This is a genomic window from Microbacterium mitrae (assembly GCF_008017445.1).
Lineage (GTDB): Bacteria > Actinomycetota > Actinomycetes > Actinomycetales > Microbacteriaceae > Microbacterium > Microbacterium mitrae.
In genome coordinates, this window is the sequence record NZ_VRSW01000003.1 from 230,696 (window position 1) to 248,581 (window position 17,886).

Consider the following 17,886-nt stretch of genomic DNA (forward strand, 5'->3'; position numbering starts at 1 on the left):
TGTGCGGCGCGCCCGGGATTCCGTTGCGCCGCCGCCGATTCGCTCCTAGGCGGAGAGTGTTGTAAGCTTATCTACGGCCAAGCGAAAGCAACGGCCGGGCGTTCGTAGCTCAATGGATAGAGCATCTGACTACGGATCAGAAGGTTGGGGGTTCGAGTCCCTTCGAGCGCACACTGTGTTGAGACAGTCCAGAAAGCCTCTGCGAAAGCAGAGGCTTTCTTCGTTTCTGCAGGTTGTCAGGGAGGCGCGGCGTCACGCCTTGAGTCTGGCGCGAAGCGCCCGTCGCGGCAAGCGTCGTGCCGGTTTCGGCGGCTTCGGGCTCTGCGAAGTCTCCCAAATGTCGGACGCGTTTGGCGACGCGCCGGCCGATCGGCCCCTGTGGGGGTATTCGGAACCACTTCTCCGACATTTGGCAACGGCGCGAGCCGCGGGGGTGGTTCCGCGAGCCTCGGGGGTGGTTCCGTAACCCGCGGTGGTCGTTCCGCGTTAAATCCGGCGGCCTTGGGTGCGGCGAAGCTTCCCAAATGTCGGAAGAATTTCGCGACGCGCCGGTGGATGGGCCCCGGTGAGGGTATTTGGAACCATGTCTCCGACATTTGGCAACGGCGCGCGGCGCGGGCGTGGTTCCGTGTAGCGCCGTGCCGATTCCCGAGGCTTCGGGCGCGGCGGAGTTCCCAAATGTCGGACGAATTTGGCGACGCGCCGGTGGATGGGCCCCGGTGAGGGTATTTGGAACCATGTCTCCGACATTTGGCAACGGCGCGCGGCGCGGGCGTGGTTCCGTGCGCCGGCTCGGGTGAGATGTGAGCGCACACAGCTTGGGGGCGTAACGTCCAGAAATGAGAAGAAATCAGCGAACTGACCGGGAGTCAGATAGAAGAAGTTCCGAGCGGTGGGACAACGAAGGCGGGCACGCCGCTCCCACTGCGCCGCGAATCGAAACCGAATCGGGTTGGTTGCGAGCGATTGGGCGCCACTGGCAGGGCTACAAGCCCACCGCCGAAACCCAGGGCCGTGCCGAGGTGCAAGCGCGAACACGCGCGCAGAAGCCGTTCGACATTCCGTCCTACCCGCCGCAGGAGGGTGGGCTGAGCTGATGCGCGGGGTCGCCGCAGCTTGCCGCCCGATCTAGACCGACACCGAAGGGGGTCGGACTAACCCCGCGCCATCGAGCCTCTGCAGTGGCAGGGGCTTTTTCGTTGTCGATCGGTGCGACATGCGTGCCGCACCGACCCGCGATGCTAGTCGCCAGCAGCTAACCGCTCCTACTTCACCGCGACAACGGTGAGTTCCATGCCCATCTCGCGGTGATTTCCGATGGCGCACCAGCCCTCGAGATCCGAACCAATCACACCGACCGTGATGGTTTCGCTCGCACCGGGTGCCAGGTCATCCGTCTTCACACCGTTGGCGAACTCGAGGTCGTGCATCACGGTTCCGGTGTTCTCAAACGTGACCACCAGCTCATTGCCGACCGGAACCTCGATGACGTTGGGCACGTAGCTCATGCCAGAAACCGTGACCGTCACTTCGGTCGTCTCGCCCGTGGCGGCCACCGCGTCAGAAGAACCCGAGGCGCAGCCGGTGAGAAGCAACAGCGTTGCGGCGATGGCGCCCAGCTTGATGACGGATGTGCGAAGAGGCACGGCACGCTCCTGACGTGTTGAGTTTGACGGTGGTTCCATCCTCTCTCATCACCCGCGCCCCACCCAAAGCATCCCCCAAAGCGCCACCCCCAAAGCATCACCCACGCCACCCAAAGCGCCGGTGCAACCGCTAACAGATCTAGGCTGGGGAGGTGACTGCGTACGTCTCTGCTTTTGACCTGTTCTCCATTGGTGTCGGACCGTCAAGCTCCCACACCGTTGGCCCCATGCGGGCCGCCGTCGACTTTGTCGAACGGTTGCAGCAGAGCGGAACCATTGCTCGCGTCACGCGGGTGAGTTGCGCACTGTACGGCTCGCTCGGAGCCACCGGCATTGGCCACGGAACCCCGGATGCCGTGGTCGCAGGGCTGCGCGGCCTGCACCCCGAAACCGTCGACCCGGCCGCGGTGCGAAACGCCTGGACAAACTACCCCGAGAACGAGCCACTGAATCTTGCCGGCGAGCACGAGGTCGCGTTCGTCAAGGCGGACATCACCTTCGAGCCGCGCACGCGCCTGCCCGGTCACCCCAACGCGATGACGCTGTGGGCCTACAGCGGCGACGAGGTCGTCGCAGAAGAGACCTACTACTCCGTCGGCGGCGGGTTTATTCGCCGCGAGGGTCAGGGCGAAAGCCTTGGCACGCGATCCTTCCCCTACGCCTACCGCGACGCCGAATCGCTGCTTGAGCTGTGCGATGAGCACGGCCTCAGCATCGCCGAAATTGCACGTCACAACGAGGAGTCGCTGCGCGGCGAAGCGGAAGTCGCCGAAGGCCTTGACGCCATTTGGAACGCCATGGCTGGCTGCGTCGACGCGGGGCTGCACACTCCCGGCGTGCTGCCCGGAATTCTGGGCGTCAAGCGCCGCGCCAACACCATCCGCGAGCAGCTCGAGGCCTCAGAATCTGACGGCCATCGCGAGCTTCCCGGCGAGTGGCTCGGTGCGTTCGCACTCGCCGTCAACGAAGAGAACGCCGCGGGTGGCCGCGTCGTCACCGCTCCCACCAACGGCGCCGCAGGTATCCTCCCCGCCGTCGCGATGTACTGGTGGCGCTTCTTGGCTGACTCCGGCCTCGGCCAGGGCAACGCCGTCACCCCGCACGGCGAGCTCGTCGGCAGTGCGCTGCTCGGCTTCACATCAGAGGCCACGGAACCAAATCCCAACAACCTGAGCGAAGAAGAGCTTGCCGACGCGAATCGCCGCCGCGGCATTCGCCGATTCCTCCTCACGGCGACGGCCCTTGGTTCCCTCTTCAAAGCCAACGCCTCCATCTCGGGAGCCGAAGGCGGCTGCCAAGCCGAAGTTGGTTCCGCGTGCGCGATGGCGGCCGGCGGCCTCACCGCTGTGATGGGCGGCACCAACCGGCAGATCGAAAACGCTGCCGAGATTGCGATGGAGCACCACCTCGGCCTCACGTGCGACCCGGTTGGTGGCCTCGTGCAGATTCCGTGTATCGAGCGCAACGCGATCGCCGCCTCCACCGCTGTCACCGCCGCGCGCCTCGCGCTGCGTGGCGACGGCACGCACTACGTCTCACTCGATGCCGTGGTCGAAACCATGCGCCAGACCGGCATCGACATGTCAACGAAGTACAAGGAGACCAGCGAGGGCGGCCTCGCCGTTAACGTCATCGAGTGCTAACCGCGCACTCTCGACGGCCCAACCTCGCCCGACGGCCCAACCCCACTTGACAAGCTGGGGTCTCTTGACGGGCTGGGCTCTGCGGAGCATATTCGAGCCATGACCACGAATCCGGCCGTCACCGTGCGCGACCTTCACGTCAAGCGCGGCAATACGTCTGTGTTTCGCGGTTTTGACCTCGACATCGCGCCGGGAAAGCTGGTTGGCCTGCTCGGGCCGTCTGGCTGCGGCAAGACCACGCTGATGCGCTGCATTGTTGGGGCGCAACGGATTGCGTCGGGGCAGGTGACGGTGTTGGGGCAGCCGGGCGGAACCACGGGGCTGCGAAAGCGGGTCTCGTACGCCACGCAATCGGCGGCGGTCTATGACGACCTGACGGTGCGGCAGAACCTCGACTACTTCGGCCGGGTGCTCGGCGGCACGCGCGCCGACACCGATCGCGCGCTCGCGGCTGTTGGGCTGTGCGATCAGTCAAGACAGCGTGTTGCCACCCTCAGCGGCGGTCAACGTGGTCGTGTTTCGCTGGCCGTTGCCATGCTGGCAGACCCCGAGCTGCTGGTGCTTGACGAGCCAACCGTTGGGCTTGACCCGCTGCTGCGCGAATCGATCTGGACCGTGCTGAGAGCCCTCGCCGATGAGGGCAAGACACTCATCGTTTCAAGCCACGTCATGGACGAAGCCATGCGCTGTGACGAGGTGATTCTGCTGCGCGATGGGCGCCTCGTCGGGCAGATGGCACCGAGCGAACTCCTCGAATCAACCGGAACGACCGATGCCGACGCCGCCTTCTTGGCGCTGATCAAGCGGCATGCGGGTGAGACTCGGCGGCGAGCATCATGAACCTGGGCCGCACACTCGCCACCGCCCGCCGGGTGCTCATGCAACTGCTGCATGACCACCGCTCGTTGGCGCTGCTGATCATCGCGCCGAGTCTTCTCGTTGGGCTCTTCGCGTGGCTCTTCGTCGAACAAGATCAGGTCTTTCAGACCGTCGGCCCCGCCATTCTCGCGCTCTTTCCCTTCATCGTGATGTTTCTCATCACCTCGATTGCGACGCTGCGCGAGCGGCGAGATGGAACCTTGGAGCGGCTCATGACGATGCCGCTGGGGCGGGGCGATTTCATCGGCGGCTACGCGCTGGCCTTTGCGGCTGCTGCGATCGTGCAGTCTCTCATCACCGTCACGTTTGCGGTGGCGGTGTGCGGGCTGGAGGTTGATGGGCCGCTATGGCAACTCGCGCTGGTTGCGATTGTTGACGCGCTGCTCGGAACCGCTTTGGGGCTGCTTGCGAGCGCATTCGCGCGCACCGAGTTTCAAGTGGTGCAGTTCATGCCGGTGCTGGTGTTTCCGCAGATTCTGCTGGGAGGCGTCATCATGCCGCGGGATCAGATGACCGAAGCCTTGCAGGCGATCTCCGACTGGCTGCCGCTCAGCTACGCGATTGATGCGGCCAACGCCGTGACGCGCGGCGACGAAATCGGCGACCTGCTGGTTCCGCTCGGCGTGGTGTGCGCGTTTGTGATTGGTTCCATCGTGCTGGCCTCGCTGACGCTGCGCCGCCGCACGCCCTAACGCTTTGCCGGGGAGTCGTGCACGAAACGGCGCCTACGTGACGTTGTAAAGAACTTGCATGCTGTCTACTGTTAGAGGCAACCGGTGTTTCTCCGGTAGTTCAGCAAGGATTCCGATGGCCCCCGCATTAGGTGCCACCTCGAAACGTCTTTCTCTTGGCGCGCGCTCGGTGGCTCATTTCGTTGTCTCGCCTCCCACGGAGCCCATCGCATGAGCATGCTGACCCCGTGGAGCGCGGCCGCCATAGAGGATATTCCGTTACCGGAATATCCTCGCCCGCAGTTGGTGCGTGACGGGTGGGCGCTGCTCAACGGCACGTGGGAGTGTGCCTTCACGGGGTACGACTCGTCCGATCCGCTTGACGTCGGCGACCCAGAACACCCGCCAGTCTTCGATCGCGAGATCGTGGTTCCGTTCTCTCCTGAGATGCCGCTCAGCGGCGTGAATCGGCGCTTGGGTGTCGACGAATTGCTCTGGTACCGCCGCGAGTTTTCCGCACCGACGGGCACGGGTGGCCGCGTGCTGATGCACTTCGGCGCGGTGGACCAATCATGCCGGGTGGCCGTGAATGGTGTGGAGGTGGGCGGCAATACCGGTGGGTTCTTGCCATTTACCCTCGACGTCACCGACGCGCTGGGGGCGCATGACACGCACGAGGTTGTCGTCGCGGTGCGGGATGTGACCGACGCATCCTGGCTCACCCGCGGCAAGCAGTCGTCGACGCCCGGTGGCATTTGGTACACGCCGCAGTCAGGAATCTGGCAGACCGTATGGCTGGAACACGTTCCTGATGTGGCTATTGACCGACTGGTGCTGACTCCGTTGCTGGAGGCCGGCGAAGTTGAGGTGACCGTGGTGAGTCATGGCGCGACGGCCGGGCAGGAGGCGACGGTCGAGATTTTTGCGCACGGCGAGCTTCATGGTTCCGGCAGCGTCGTGGCCAACGTGCCGACGCGCGTGCGCCTCACCGAGCGGGTGCTCACCTGGACTCCGGAGGACCCTTTTCTCTACGACGTCACCGTGCGCCTGGGGAATGACCGGGTCGAGAGCTACGTCGGCATGCGGTCGTTTGGGGTCGGAACCAGCCCACTCGGCCACGCGTGTTTCACGCTTAACGGCTGCCCGTACCTTCCGGTTGGGCTGCTCGATCAGGGGTATTGGCCAGATGGCGGGCTGACGGCGCCCACCGATGAGGCGATGGTCAGTGACATCGAGCTCGCCAAGCGCATGGGATTCACGATGCTGCGCAAGCACATCAAGATTGAGCCGCTGCGATGGTATTACCACTGTGATCGCCTGGGCATGCTGGTGTGGCAAGACCACGTCAACGGCGGCGAGCAGTACCGCAGGCCGATTGTCACCATGCCATCGATCGCTTCGCCCACGATCAGCGACCGCGCGTATGGGTTGTTCGGGCGCCGCGATGAGGCTGGCCGCGCGATGAGCGAGGCCGAACTGATCGACATGGTTGAGCACCTGCGCTCGATCACCAGTATCTCGACGTGGGTGCCGTTCAACGAAGGCTGGGGGCAGTTTGACGCCGCGCGCATCGCGGAGGTTGTGAAGACGATCGACCCATCGCGTCTCGTCGACCACGCGAGCGGCTGGCACGACCAGGGCGGCGGCGATGTGCTCAGCAAGCACATTTATTTTCGGCCGGTGCGCGTGCGTCGCGCCTGGAAGCGCGATGAGCGCGTCGTCGCGCTGACCGAGTACGGCGGTTTCGGCTACGCGGTTGGGCGACACCTGTGGGGCACGAACCCCAGCGGTTACAAGAAGTTTGAGTCGGCCGGGGCGTTGCTGGCGGGCTTCCAGCGACTTCACCGCGACGAGATTGCCCCCGCGATTGCCGAGGGGCTGGCGGCCACGATCTATACCCAGCTCAGCGACGTTGAAGACGAAGTGAACGGCATGGTCACCTACGACCGCGAGGTTGTGAAGTTTGATGAGCGAGCCGTGCTCGCCATCAACGATCAGTTGCGGGCGGTGTTTGCTGGCAAGCGCGCCGGAACCACCGAGAGGGATGCCGGAACCACGGCGAAGGGCGCCGGAACCGCGGCTGAGTGAGGTCGCGGTGAGTGGCTTTAGGCCTCAGGCTTGGTGGAACGCAGCTTGCTGGTGATGTCGAGCAAGGCGCGCTGTTCGTCTGTGCTGAGCACCGACATGCGGTGGGCAATCGAGCGACCGTGAGCGGTTGCCAGCAGACGGAACGCGTGGGCGCCGGCGTCTGTCGCGGTGAGCACGGCGCCGCGGCCATCTTCGGGGTCGGCGCACTTGGTGAGGAGTCCGCGGGTGACCATGCGGTCAACGAGGCGCGAGACGCTGGGCTGACTAATGAGCATTTGAGCGGTCACATCGCGCAGGCGCGCGGTCATGTTGGGTGCGCGCGTGACGGTGAGGAGCACGTCGTATTCGCCCTGCATGATGTCGCGGCCTTCGAAGTCGGAGGAGATCTCCGCGAAGATCTCGTGCTGCGCGCGAAACAGGCTCTCCCACGCATCCATCGCCAGTCGTCGGTTGCTCATGACCCCATTGTATACGCGTGAATAGATTTTGGCGACGCCTGCGGATGTGGGGTGCCGGAGCGTGCGTGATGTCAGCGGGCGCGCGACTCCGCGAGCCGTACGACGCCTGAGGGTGCGTGGGTGCCGCGTTCATAGGATAGTGCCATGAGGGGATTGAGAAAGTTTTTGCTGTTGATGGGGATTGCGGCGGGAGCCGTTGTCGCGGGGTTTGCTCCGTTTCCCGCGGTGGCGGTGACCAGCCCCGCTCCTGCGGCCGTGGTTCCGAGCCCCGCGACCGCAGCCGTGGTTCCGGCGGCGCACGTGGTTCCGTCCGCCGGCGATGTCAATGACTTCACGTTCGACAGCGTTGAGGTGGAGTACGAGCTGACGGCGGGGGAGGACGGCGCCGGGCACCTCACGGTCGTTGAGACGTATGTCGCGAATTTCACGAATGTGGACACGCATCGCGGCATGCAGCGGGTGCTGCCGACTACGTTCAATGGTGCGCCGTTGCACCCGCATTTGGTGTCGATCACCGACGAAAACGGCAAGCCCCGCGCGTCCGACGCCGAGACTGACGACGGCAACTACCTGATGACTTCACGCGCCGATGACCCGGTTATCGGCAAGCAGACCTACGTTTTCACCTACACGCTTGACAACGTTGCGGGCTTCTACGCAGACGCGAACGTCGACGAGTTTTATTGGGACGTTGTGGGTGCCGAGTGGGCGCAGCCGTTCGGTGAGGTATCGATGACGCTTCACCTCGACGAAACGTTGGCCGAGGCGCTTAGCGGTGACATGTCGTGCTACGTGGGCGGGTGGAACTCGACCGATCGGTGTGAGATTTCGGCGTCGGCCGACGGGCGCACGATTTCTGTGGCGCCCGGGTCGCTGCTGCCGCATCAGGGTGTGACGATCGCGGTGGGTTTTGAGCCCGGAACCTTTGTGCCGTTTGACGGTTCGTATCTGACGCAGGGCGCGACGCCCGTACAACTGGGGCTGGTCGGACTGGGAATCGCTGGCTTTATCGGAGCGATTGTGGTGCGCCGCACGAAGATGCGTGATGCGCCGGGGCATCCCGTCGTGGTTGCGCAGTATGAGCCGCCAGCCGGGGTAGACGCCATGAACGCCGCCGTCATGCTCGGGCGCCGTGCCTCCGCGACGACGGCCGAAATTCTTGAGCAGGCGGTGCGCGGAACCATCTACATTCGCGAAGATGACGCCAAGCGTAAGGAGTTTTCGCTGGTGCTCGCTGACCCAACCCTCGTTGGCGATGCGAATGGGCAAAAGCTCATCGACATTTTGTTCGGTGCGGGCGCGGCGCCCGGTGCTGAGGTGGCGTTGAAGGAGAACGAGAAGCTGGCGACCGAGCTGCCCGCGATGGTGTCGGCCACGGCTGCCGAGCAGTTGGCGGGCGGGGTGCGGTACACGCCGCCCGCCAGGTGGCGAGTGCAATTGCCGATCGTGCTTGTGCTGCTTGGGGTGGCTGCGTTTGTGGTTGGCATCGTGATTTCCGCTACCACCTTCAACCCGACTGCGGGACTGATTGGTGGCGGTGCGTTCGCGCTCTCGCTGGTGGGCATCAGCATGCTATTCAAGCGTCCGTTTACGTCGTTTGGAGCGAATCTTCGTGACCACCTGTTGGGGCTCAAGGAGTTCATGACGTGGGCCGAGGCCGACCGCATTCGCATGCTGCAATCGCCCGAGGGGGCCGAGCGCGTGGGCGTCAATGTTGGCGATCCGGCCTCGATGCTGCGGTTGTACGAGCCGCTGTTGCCGTTCGCCGTGGCATTCGGCATTGAAAAGCAGTGGACCAAGAACATGCAGGTTTACTACGAAATCGGCAACGCGGTTCCGCTCTGGTACGCCGGAACCACGCCGTTCACCGCGGCATCGCTCGGGTCGGTTGTGAGCTCGTTCACCGCGGCGTCATCGGCGTCGTCTTCGAGCAGCGGCTCGAGCGGCGGCGGTTCCGTCGGCGGTGGCGGCGGCGGCGGAGGTGGCGGCGGGGTTTAGGGGTCGCGGGGTGACCATGTTGATCCATTGCACAGCCGTTGTGCACGATTGAGAACGGTCTGCAGGAGAAATCCGCCTCATTGGTCACATCAGCCTCATCAGTCACACCGGTGCGTGCATAACGGTCGCGCGTGACGAGCCGGCGTGCGCCGCGCGATGGTTCCGGAACCATGTGGCGCGGTGCGGAACCATGATGCCGGTGACGGGGCAATACGCTGAATGTGGCGGGGAATGTGTAGAGCCGGTCGGAGAGGCTTCCGACCGGCTCTATCCCTTGCACCAAGAGTGTCCTGCAATCACATGTCGGTAGCTGCCACAGCAAAACAACTACCGTGCACTGACTATATAACGGCGAGATAACGAAGGGAAGAGTCTGTCGTTATGTTTTTGTGATTTGTTTGCTGGGTGCGGTGTTGTGTCAGGCCCGACCACTGCGGCGTTCGCCTGCGGCGGTGCGCTCTGCCTCGCGCTCATCGCTGCTGGCGGCTTCGTCCTCATCGTTGCGGCAACCCCCGCTCCCACAGCAGCAGCCCTTCGTCACGAGATCCCACGGACGCTCGCAGTGGAATGAGACGGGGCGGCCACGCATGGCGGGAGTGGGCCATCTCAGAGATCCCGGCAAACTCTCATACAACTACCTCTTGATCGGCCTTTTACCACGATCCAATGTCGGAGGTTGGTGAGAGGCTAGAGCCATGACAACGACACCGCAGTCACCGGCATCGCAGCTCCGCGATGCCATTGCGATGCTCGCGTCTGCCACGCGTTCTTTTCACGCCTCCGGAACCATGGAGCGATGCGCTGATGCTGAGGTTGTCTCCCTGCTTACTGCCTCGGGCGAGGCGCTTCGCGCTGCCGAATCGCTCATGATTACAGCGACCGGTGAAGTGCAGCAGCGCTCTGCGACAGCCGATGTTGCCGAGCGCCTCACCACCCGACTCGGCTGCGGTTCCGTCGCCGAGGCGATTCAACAGACGACGCTGGTTTCGTCGGGCACCGCTCGCAAACTCACTCGCGTCGCGCAGGCGGTCGCTCCCGGGCGGTCGCTGAGCTCTGGTTCCGCGCTCCCCCCGGCGCTTCCGGCGTTGCGCGCCGCCCTGCACGACACAGCCGTCGGGCTCGATGGCGCGATCGTCGTCACGGCGGCCCTGCAACCCCGGGGTCGCACGCTCGATTCTGAGCTGGTTGCGATCGCCGATCACGCGCTTGCCGCCGCCGCCCGCGGAGATGACTTCGACCCCGCAACGGGGCAAACCCGGCCCGACGCCATCATGCCGGCAACGGCTGATGTCTTGCGCATTCATGCGACGGCGTGGGCCAGCGCGATCGACCCCGACGGTGCCGAACCCATTGAGCAGGCGGCGATGCGTAAGCGCGGCGTCACCCTCGGTCGGGTGCGTGATGGGCTCGTTGAACTCCACGGGCTGATCATGGCCGAGGGAGCCGAGCAGATGCAGCGATTCTTCGATGCGGTCGGCACGCCCCGCCACACCCGCGTCTCGTTCTCCGACCCCGCGCATCAGCCCGGCCATTGCTCGTGTGAAGACAAATCTGCCTGTAGGTGCGCCGACGACGGCGTCGCTGACACCCGCACCGCCACCCAAAAGCGGCACGACGCGCTCGTCATGGCCTTCACGCTCGCTGCGGGCAGCGAAGACGCCCCACTTCTCGGCGGAGCGGCGCCCACGCTACTCATCATGGTCGACGAAGCAGCGCTCGCGGCGGGTAGCGGAACCGCGCATCTGCCCGCAACGGGAGCAACGGTTCCGCTTGCTGCCGCACATCACGCCGCATGCGCCGGAACCACGCAGCGCGTCACGCTGAACGAAGGTCGCGTTACGCATATTTCAAGCCCGCAACGCATCTTCACGATCCATCAGCGGCGAGCAATCACGCTGCGCGACGGCGGGTGCGTCATCCCGGGTTGTGAAATTCCGGCGGCGTGGTGCGAGATTCATCACGTCGAGGAGCATGCGCGAGGCGGCCCAACGCACACCGACAACGGGGTGCTGCTGTGCTGGTTTCATCATCGATATCTGGAGATATCGGGCTGGAGTATCCGCATGCGTGATGGCGTGCCGGAGGTGCGCGCGCCGGGGTGGATCGACCCGACGGGGCGCTGGCGGAGCAACACCCGCTCGTCGTTGCGTCTCACGCGTCGCGCACACCGAGTGAAGCCCGCCGGCGGGCGGGCGACGAGAGCGCCGCACGAGCATGGGTCCAATGCCACGCCTGACGGGTAGGTGAGCGCAACGGGCCGCCGTGCCCGACCGGAAGTGAGCGCCGTGCCTCACGGCGAAGCGACGGGAGAGGGGCGCCGTGCCCGCGCGTGCGGCCAACGCCCTGCTACCCTGAGCCACACGTCGGGGCAGCAACCAGAGCCGCTGACGAGCGCTTGTCGATGGAGCAAAAGGGTGGGGCGCATGAAGGCAGTGGTTCGCCGTTCTTGGGTTGATTGGATCGGTGCGCTCGCCAGCTTGCTGATCCTCGTCACGTGCTTGACGTATGTCGTCAGCGACGAGGTGTGGGCGCTGCTGCTGTGGGAAGTTGTCTCGTCGATCTACCTCTTTGTGGGATTCATCGTGGTGTGGCGCAGCAAGCGCGTGCACGAACCAGATCGCGACACGGCGCGCACGATCGTCGGCTGGATGTGGGTGTCGCCAATTCTTGCCGCCCTCGCAGGCGCCAACGCGGCCGTGACGGCGCTCCTCGCTCGGGCGTTCGGCGGCGACGATGTCAACGCGCTGCTCCTGGTCATCGCCGCTAGTGCCGCCATTGTCATCTCCTGGATGCTGCTGCAGGTCGGCTTCTCAGAGATGTACCAAGCAGTTGCCGCTTCGGGCGACGGCAACGACCTGATCTTCCCCGGAGAGGCCCCGCCGACGACGATGGACTACCTCTATTTCGCCTTCACACTCGGAACCTCGTTCGCCACGTCCGACGTCGAAGTGATCAGCACGCGCGCGCGACGAGTGGTTCGTGCACAGCGTGATGGCGTTCTTTTTCAACGCGCTTGTGCTCGCCGTGGTGTTCCAGATTTTGCACGGATTGCTCTCTAACTAGAGCCCCCGCGACAAATACTTCACAACGATTGGATTACGCCGCCAGGCTAACTAAATAGGCGGAACAATGGCCTGAAATTCGCGGTTTTCCGGGCTTCTCGCGACCCTCGTTGCACTCCGTCGAAGCAGTTGTAGCGTAATTACTTGAACGTCGTCAAATTTGAGCAGGCTACTCGCGTTGTTCACGGCACACATTCGTGTTGCATTTAGAAACTTCTAGTTGCCAGGATTCCGCGAAGCGCTAAAGCCCCGTATCCAGGGTGATGGCGTTCGGACCGGCCGCTGTCGGTTCCGGGGGTGCAGGTGTGACGTCAGCTTTCAAGATCACCTGCGTTTGGATGGGGTAATTGCTGTGCGTTTTTTTGATCCCGAACGCCGCGGTGGCCGACTGGCATTAGCCGGTGGGCTCGCTGCGCTGATGGTGCTTTCGCCACTCGTTGGCGGGCCCGCTGCGACCGCGGCGAACCAAAACGAGGTGGTCATCGCACTCAACTTCGACGGTACGTCACCGGTGGCCGCCGATGCCGCCTTTGTTGACGCGTCGCCGTCGACCTATACCGCGCTCGACACGGGTGCGCACACTCCGGGTCTTGACCACTCGCTCCAGAACCGCGTCGTGCGCACGTACGACCAGTACGGCTACGTCATTAACTACAACGTCAACGAGGCTGAGGGCAAGAACGTCATGCTCACGGTCGAGCTGACCAACGGCACCGGCGGGGCGCTCGCAGACCCGAATTCGGCAAACCCCAACCCGAATTCCAACGTTCGGTGGAACCAAGACCCAGACATGGCGGCGAATGGCTGGTTTACCGGCTGCCTTCCCAACCCGAACAACGCCGATCCCGCCGGTACGCGCATCGTCGGCGCGACGTTGTACTGCAAGCTGGGCGACGTTCCCGAGGGCACGCAGGGCACAATCCGACCGACGGTTGCGCTCAGCAACGGCGTCGACGCCACGCAGATCGGCGCCAAGGTCACCATGACTTCAACGTCGTCCCAGCAGACGACCACGCCCTCCAGCGTCGCTCCTAACGTCTTCGTCTCTGCCGCCCCGATGGGTAACTGGATCAAGGGCGCCGCGAAGGTGGCGCCGGCGCGGTCAGGCGGAACCGCTACGGGCGAAGAGGGCTACATCATCCTCTTCCCGATCGGCATGACGGACTCATCGCAGCTCGGGTCCCCAACTCGGGGTACAAGCCGCATCCCCGCGCCCACGGGCACCGAGGCGATCAACTTCTTCGACCACTTCTACAACATCGGCGGGCTCGCCAACCCGAACCTCTCAACCAAGATTCGGTTGGCCACCTCGACTGAAATCACCTGGACCGCCAATAACAATCCCGAGGCGCAGAAACTGTACGGCCCCGTCTGTGGCGCGTACAACGCGGGCAACAAGGGGGCAATGCCAGGCGGCCTCGGCGCCAGCTGGACCTGCGGCACGGCCGTGTACACCAACTCGTATCCGACCGTACCCATGTCGGTGCAGGGATACTCGGTGACTGCTCCGGCATCCAACGCCGACGGCTCTCTCTGCCTTCATCGCTGCCCCTCGCCGCCCGCGCCAGGGCGCGCCTGTCGCCACGTCAGAAGACGGCGCTACTGACTAGCTCGCTTCAGTTTGGAGTACCGCGGCGTTCGTAACCGCCACGGCTCCGGCTCTTCCGTAGCGCCGTGCGGCAGAGCACAATGGCGAGATGACCGGAACCATCGAGCCGCGCGCGTTGGACGTCGAGTCCCGTGCTCTCGGAACCCCGGCGCGTACTCACGCGTCAAGACGGCGCACGATTTTGCTTACCGTCGGCGTGCTGGGTCTGCTGGCGGGGTGCACCAGCGCACCCGCTCCGGTGCCGTCCGCGCCACCGTCATCACAGGTTCCGTCGTCGCCCGCAACCCAGCCGACCGCGCTCCCCACAACGCAGGCGCCGCCCGCCGCCATGCGCCCTACGAGGGAGCCGACCGCACTGGTGACCGATCTTGACGCGCCGTGGGATATTGCGTTTGTCGGCGAGACCGCACTGATATCTGAGCGTGACACCGCCACCATCTCTGAGGTGTCGGCAGACGGAACCACCAGGGTCGTTGGCATCGTGGCGGGCGTTGTGCACGGCGGCGAGGGTGGGCTGTTGGGGCTCGCCGCGCATCCCGACGAAAGCGCGCTCTTCGTCTATTCCACGGGGGAGAACGGCAATCGCGTCGAGAGGTATCAGCTCACCGGCGCCGCCGGATCCCTGTCTCTCGGCGAGGTGACGACGATCATTGACGGCATTCCGTCGGCCCGCAACCACAACGGCGGACGCCTCGCGATCGGCCCCGATGGCCACCTCTACATTGCCACCGGCGATGGTTCCGCCACGGCAACCGCACAGCAGCTGACTTCGCTGGGAGGCAAGATTCTGCGCGTCACCACCACCGGCGCGATTCCTGCCGACAATCCGTTTGCTGGCAGCCCCGTGTATAGCCTCGGTCACCGCAACGTTCAAGGGCTCGGTTGGGCAGTTGATGGCACGATGTTTGCCAGCGAGTTCGGCCAAGACACGTGGGACGAACTGAACATCATCACGCCCGGGGGCAACTACGGCTGGCCCGAATACGAGGGCATGAGTGGCGCCACAGGCGTCATCGACCCGGTGCAGGTGTGGGCAACCGACGACGCCAGCCCGAGCGGCTTGGCGGTGGTGGGCGGAACCATTTTCATCGCGAATCTGCGAGGGCGCGTGCTCTACGAGGTTGCCGCTTCTCACCCTGGCACGGCCGTCGCGCACTTCGATGGTGTGTACGGTCGGCTTCGGGATGCGGAACTCGCTCCCGATGGTTCGCTCTGGATCCTCACCAACAACACCGACGGCCGCGGCGACCCAACCGCCGGTGACGATCGCGTGCTGCGGGTTGAACTCACATCGGGTTGAGCCCGCGTCCGCCCCGCCATAACCTCCCCCGGGCTATTGGCGAAGCGCCATCAGCCGTGCGGTGTCGCCGAACACTTCCATACCCGCGCACCCCGCGGTTCCGGCGGCAATCGTGGTTCCGTCGCGGCCAATATGCTCAAACTCGATCGTCGCATCCAGAGTTTCTTCGACGCGTCGGTGCATGGCTGAACGCAGCGGTGCGTGCAGCAGGCCGCCGCGGGTGCGTTCGGCGCGGAGATTCAGGGTGCCGTCGGGGCCGTGCATACGCCACCGCACATGCGAATCATCAATGGTCAGCTCATCGTCCCGCGAGCCGTTCCACGTTGCCCAGGTGCTGAGGCGGTCGGGATACTTGATCGCAACGATGGAACCGCGAAACGTGCGGCCAAGCCCCGGAATAATCGCGCACGAGGCGACGAGAGAGCCCGCAATGTTCGCGCCGTCGCGATCGCTCAGATGGTTGCTCGCGAGCCACACGTAGCTCTGCGGAAACGCCGTTCCCCAGTCTTTTTCGATGTAACCACGGCCTCCCGTGAACTCCACCAGCCGGTCTTCGATCACGAGGGTTCCGGCGAGACCATGGCCAAACGAGACGATGCCGTGAAAACATTCCATGATCGGTATATAGCCGTACCAGCCCATGATTCCGGGCCGACGCATGGTCACTGGGTACGGGTCGATGGCACTCGAATACCAGAGCGATCCGCTGATCATCGGCAGGTCAAGCATGACCCCGCTCTGATCAAACCGGTTGCCGCCGATCGTGACCGCCATGCGGCCTTCGTCGGCTTCGAACTCGTCGGGCGGGAATGCGAAGTACCACGACCGTCCGCTCACGCCGTCGAGCACCTGAATGAAGGCTTCGTCGACGGAACCAGCACTCGCGTCGCCGCGGAAGATGCCGGGAATCAGCGCCCACCGCTGAGTGAGATCGGGGGAGACCAGTTTGATGTACCAGCCCTCGAAATATTCGCGGGTGCGGCCGCGACCGTGGTAACCCTCGGGGTGTCGCACCCCGCGCACGTACTGCATTGGCGACCGCATGCCCCCACGGTACTGGTGGCGTGGGGCGAGCCGATAGAGGCAACCCCGGTTGAGTCGATAGTGGTGACGCGGCCGCGATGACAGGGGTGGCCGATATGCTCATCGCACCCGTGTGCTTGCCGTTGCCGAGATCAGGAGTTGTCATGTCTGAGGCGTTCGATGTGATTGTGGTGGGTGCCGGCGTTTCGGGGCTCACCGCGGCGCGGCTGTTGGAGCGGGCAGGAAAGCGCGTTGTGGTGCTTGAGGCTCGAGAACGGGTGGGAGGGCGGGTTTACACCGAGCGCGCCGATGGGTTTGTCACCGATATGGGAGCCTCATGGATTCACGGCATCACCGACAGCCCGGTGGCTGCGGCGGCCGAGGCGTTTGGCATGCCGATGGTCGAGTTCACGGTGGGCGGGTATCAGCCAGATAGTCGCCCCATCGCGCACTACGGCCCCGATGCGCAACGCCTCGGCCCGCAGGCCGCGCACCAGTATGTCGCCGACATTCGCGCGGTGGATGCCGCGCTTGTTGAGGTGATCGCCGCATCGGCGCCGGGATCCTCCTACCGTGACGTGACGGACGCGACGATCGCACAGCAGGGGTGGGACCAGACGCGCGCCGAGCGGGTGCGCGAGTACATGGCACATCGCGCGGAGGAGCAGTATGGCGCTGCCGTGCACGACCTCGCCGCCCACGGCCTCGATGACGACACGATCGATGGTGACGAGGTGGTGTTTCCTGACGGGTACGACGTGTTGCCCGCACGGCTGGCCGCGGGACTTGATATTCGCCTCAATCACGTTGTGACCGAGGTGGCGTACACGAGCGATGGCGTTGTCGTGGTGGCAAACGGCGGAACCTTCACCGCGTCGCAAACGGTGGTGACGGTTCCGGTCGGGGTGCTGCAGTCGCCGGAGTTTGTGTTTCGACCCTCGCTGCCAGAGCCGCAGGCTGGCGCGCTGTCTCGACTTCGGATGAACGCGTTTGAGAAGGTCTTCTTGCGGTTTGAGAACAAGTTTTGGGATGACGAGGTTTATGCGGTTCGTCAGCAGGGGCCAGAGGGTGAGTGGTGGCATTCCTGGTACGACCTCACGCCGTTGCATGGCGAGCCGACGTTGTTGACATTTGCCGCGGGGCCTGCCGCGCTCGCGATCCGCACCTGGGGTGATGATGAGGTGGCATCATCGGTGATGGCGCAGCTGATTCGGTTATACGGCGCCGCCGCCGAGCCGCCCAGCGCGGTGCGCGTCACCCGCTGGCAAGACGATCCGTTTAGTCATGGTTCCTACGCCTTCATGACCGTCGCATCCACCGCGGCCGACCATGATGCGCTGGCGCAGCCCATCGATGGGGTGGTGCACATTGCGGGCGAGGCGACCTGGACGGATGACCCCGCGACCGTGCCAGCCGCCATGCTCTCCGGGCACCGCGCCGCATGCGCCGTGCTGGGGCACGATGTTCCGGTAGCCGGCGCCTGGCAGTCGGCGGCGTGATTATCGCGCC

At 64.6% G+C, this 17,886-nt stretch carries 13 protein-coding genes and 1 tRNA gene; 11 read left to right on the forward strand and 3 right to left on the reverse strand.

The features are described 5' to 3' along the window. The first annotated feature begins 98 nt into the window (after window positions 1-98). Window positions 99-171: transfer RNA gene (locus FVP60_RS10440), tRNA-Arg, on the forward strand. A 1,094-nt stretch (window positions 172-1,265) separates the two neighbouring features. Here FVP60_RS10440 and FVP60_RS10445 read toward each other — a convergent pair. After that, window positions 1,266-1,646 (reverse strand): cupredoxin domain-containing protein, encoded by a 381-nt coding sequence (locus FVP60_RS10445; protein ID WP_187240641.1) that lies wholly within the window; start codon window positions 1,644-1,646, stop codon window positions 1,266-1,268. A 152-nt stretch (window positions 1,647-1,798) separates the two neighbouring features. Between FVP60_RS10445 and FVP60_RS10450 the strand changes: the two genes are divergently transcribed. The 4 genes from FVP60_RS10450 to FVP60_RS10465 all read left to right on the forward strand — a co-directional run bounded on the left by FVP60_RS10450 (window position 1,799) and on the right by FVP60_RS10465 (window position 6,927). Continuing rightward, on the forward strand, window positions 1,799-3,289 hold the full coding sequence (locus FVP60_RS10450) for an L-serine ammonia-lyase, iron-sulfur-dependent, subunit alpha (protein ID WP_147826220.1): 1,491 nt from the start codon (window positions 1,799-1,801) through the stop codon (window positions 3,287-3,289). A gap of 99 nt (window positions 3,290-3,388) precedes the next feature. After that, window positions 3,389-4,129, forward strand: a complete 741-nt coding sequence (locus FVP60_RS10455; RefSeq protein ID WP_147826221.1) for an ABC transporter ATP-binding protein — start codon at window positions 3,389-3,391, stop codon at window positions 4,127-4,129. Next, window positions 4,126-4,860 (forward strand): ABC transporter permease, encoded by a 735-nt coding sequence (locus FVP60_RS10460; protein ID WP_147826222.1) that lies wholly within the window; start codon window positions 4,126-4,128, stop codon window positions 4,858-4,860. Before FVP60_RS10455 ends, FVP60_RS10460 begins: the two co-directional genes overlap by 4 nt. A 210-nt stretch (window positions 4,861-5,070) precedes the next feature. Further along, window positions 5,071-6,927 carry a glycoside hydrolase family 2 protein gene (locus FVP60_RS10465; RefSeq protein WP_147826223.1) on the forward strand — a complete coding sequence of 619 codons (1,857 nt, stop codon included), beginning with the start codon at window positions 5,071-5,073 and terminating at the stop codon, window positions 6,925-6,927. Between the two features lie 17 nt (window positions 6,928-6,944). On the opposite strand, the gene FVP60_RS10470 is transcribed toward FVP60_RS10465, so the two are convergent. Continuing rightward, entirely contained in the window at window positions 6,945-7,385 is a 441-nt protein-coding gene (locus FVP60_RS10470) for a MarR family winged helix-turn-helix transcriptional regulator (protein ID WP_147826224.1), read from the reverse strand. A gap of 144 nt (window positions 7,386-7,529) precedes the next feature. Here FVP60_RS10470 and FVP60_RS13075 point away from each other — a divergent pair, with 144 nt between their 5' ends. The 5 genes from FVP60_RS13075 (at window position 7,530) to FVP60_RS10495 (ending at window position 15,354) form a co-directional block, all read left to right on the forward strand. Continuing rightward, complete coding sequence (locus FVP60_RS13075; RefSeq protein ID WP_187240642.1) at window positions 7,530-9,383, forward strand: DUF2207 domain-containing protein; 1,854 nt, start codon at window positions 7,530-7,532, stop codon at window positions 9,381-9,383. Between the two features lie 695 nt (window positions 9,384-10,078). After that, a complete protein-coding gene (locus FVP60_RS10480; RefSeq protein ID WP_147826225.1) occupies window positions 10,079-11,626 on the forward strand; it encodes an HNH endonuclease signature motif containing protein in 1,548 nt (515 codons plus the stop codon). A gap of 180 nt (window positions 11,627-11,806) precedes the next feature. Further along, on the forward strand, window positions 11,807-12,442 hold the full coding sequence (locus FVP60_RS10485; protein ID WP_147826226.1) for a DUF1345 domain-containing protein: 636 nt from the start codon (window positions 11,807-11,809) through the stop codon (window positions 12,440-12,442). Window positions 12,443-12,797: 355 nt separating this feature from the next. Next, a complete protein-coding gene (locus FVP60_RS10490; RefSeq protein WP_147826227.1) occupies window positions 12,798-14,051 on the forward strand; it encodes a hypothetical protein in 1,254 nt (417 codons plus the stop codon). Between the two features lie 91 nt (window positions 14,052-14,142). Next, the gene (locus FVP60_RS10495) at window positions 14,143-15,354 is read left to right on the forward strand and encodes a PQQ-dependent sugar dehydrogenase (protein ID WP_147826228.1); all 1,212 of its coding nucleotides are present in this window, start codon (window positions 14,143-14,145) and stop codon (window positions 15,352-15,354) included. A gap of 33 nt (window positions 15,355-15,387) precedes the next feature. Here the strand turns inward: FVP60_RS10495 and FVP60_RS10500 are convergent, their stop codons facing one another. Beyond that, window positions 15,388-16,398 (reverse strand): tocopherol cyclase family protein, encoded by a 1,011-nt coding sequence (locus tag FVP60_RS10500; RefSeq protein ID WP_246132566.1) that lies wholly within the window; start codon window positions 16,396-16,398, stop codon window positions 15,388-15,390. Between the two features lie 143 nt (window positions 16,399-16,541). Here FVP60_RS10500 and FVP60_RS10505 point away from each other — a divergent pair, with 143 nt between their 5' ends. Then, a complete protein-coding gene (locus tag FVP60_RS10505; protein WP_147826229.1) occupies window positions 16,542-17,876 on the forward strand; it encodes a flavin monoamine oxidase family protein in 1,335 nt (444 codons plus the stop codon). The last annotated feature ends 10 nt before the right edge of the window (window positions 17,877-17,886 follow it).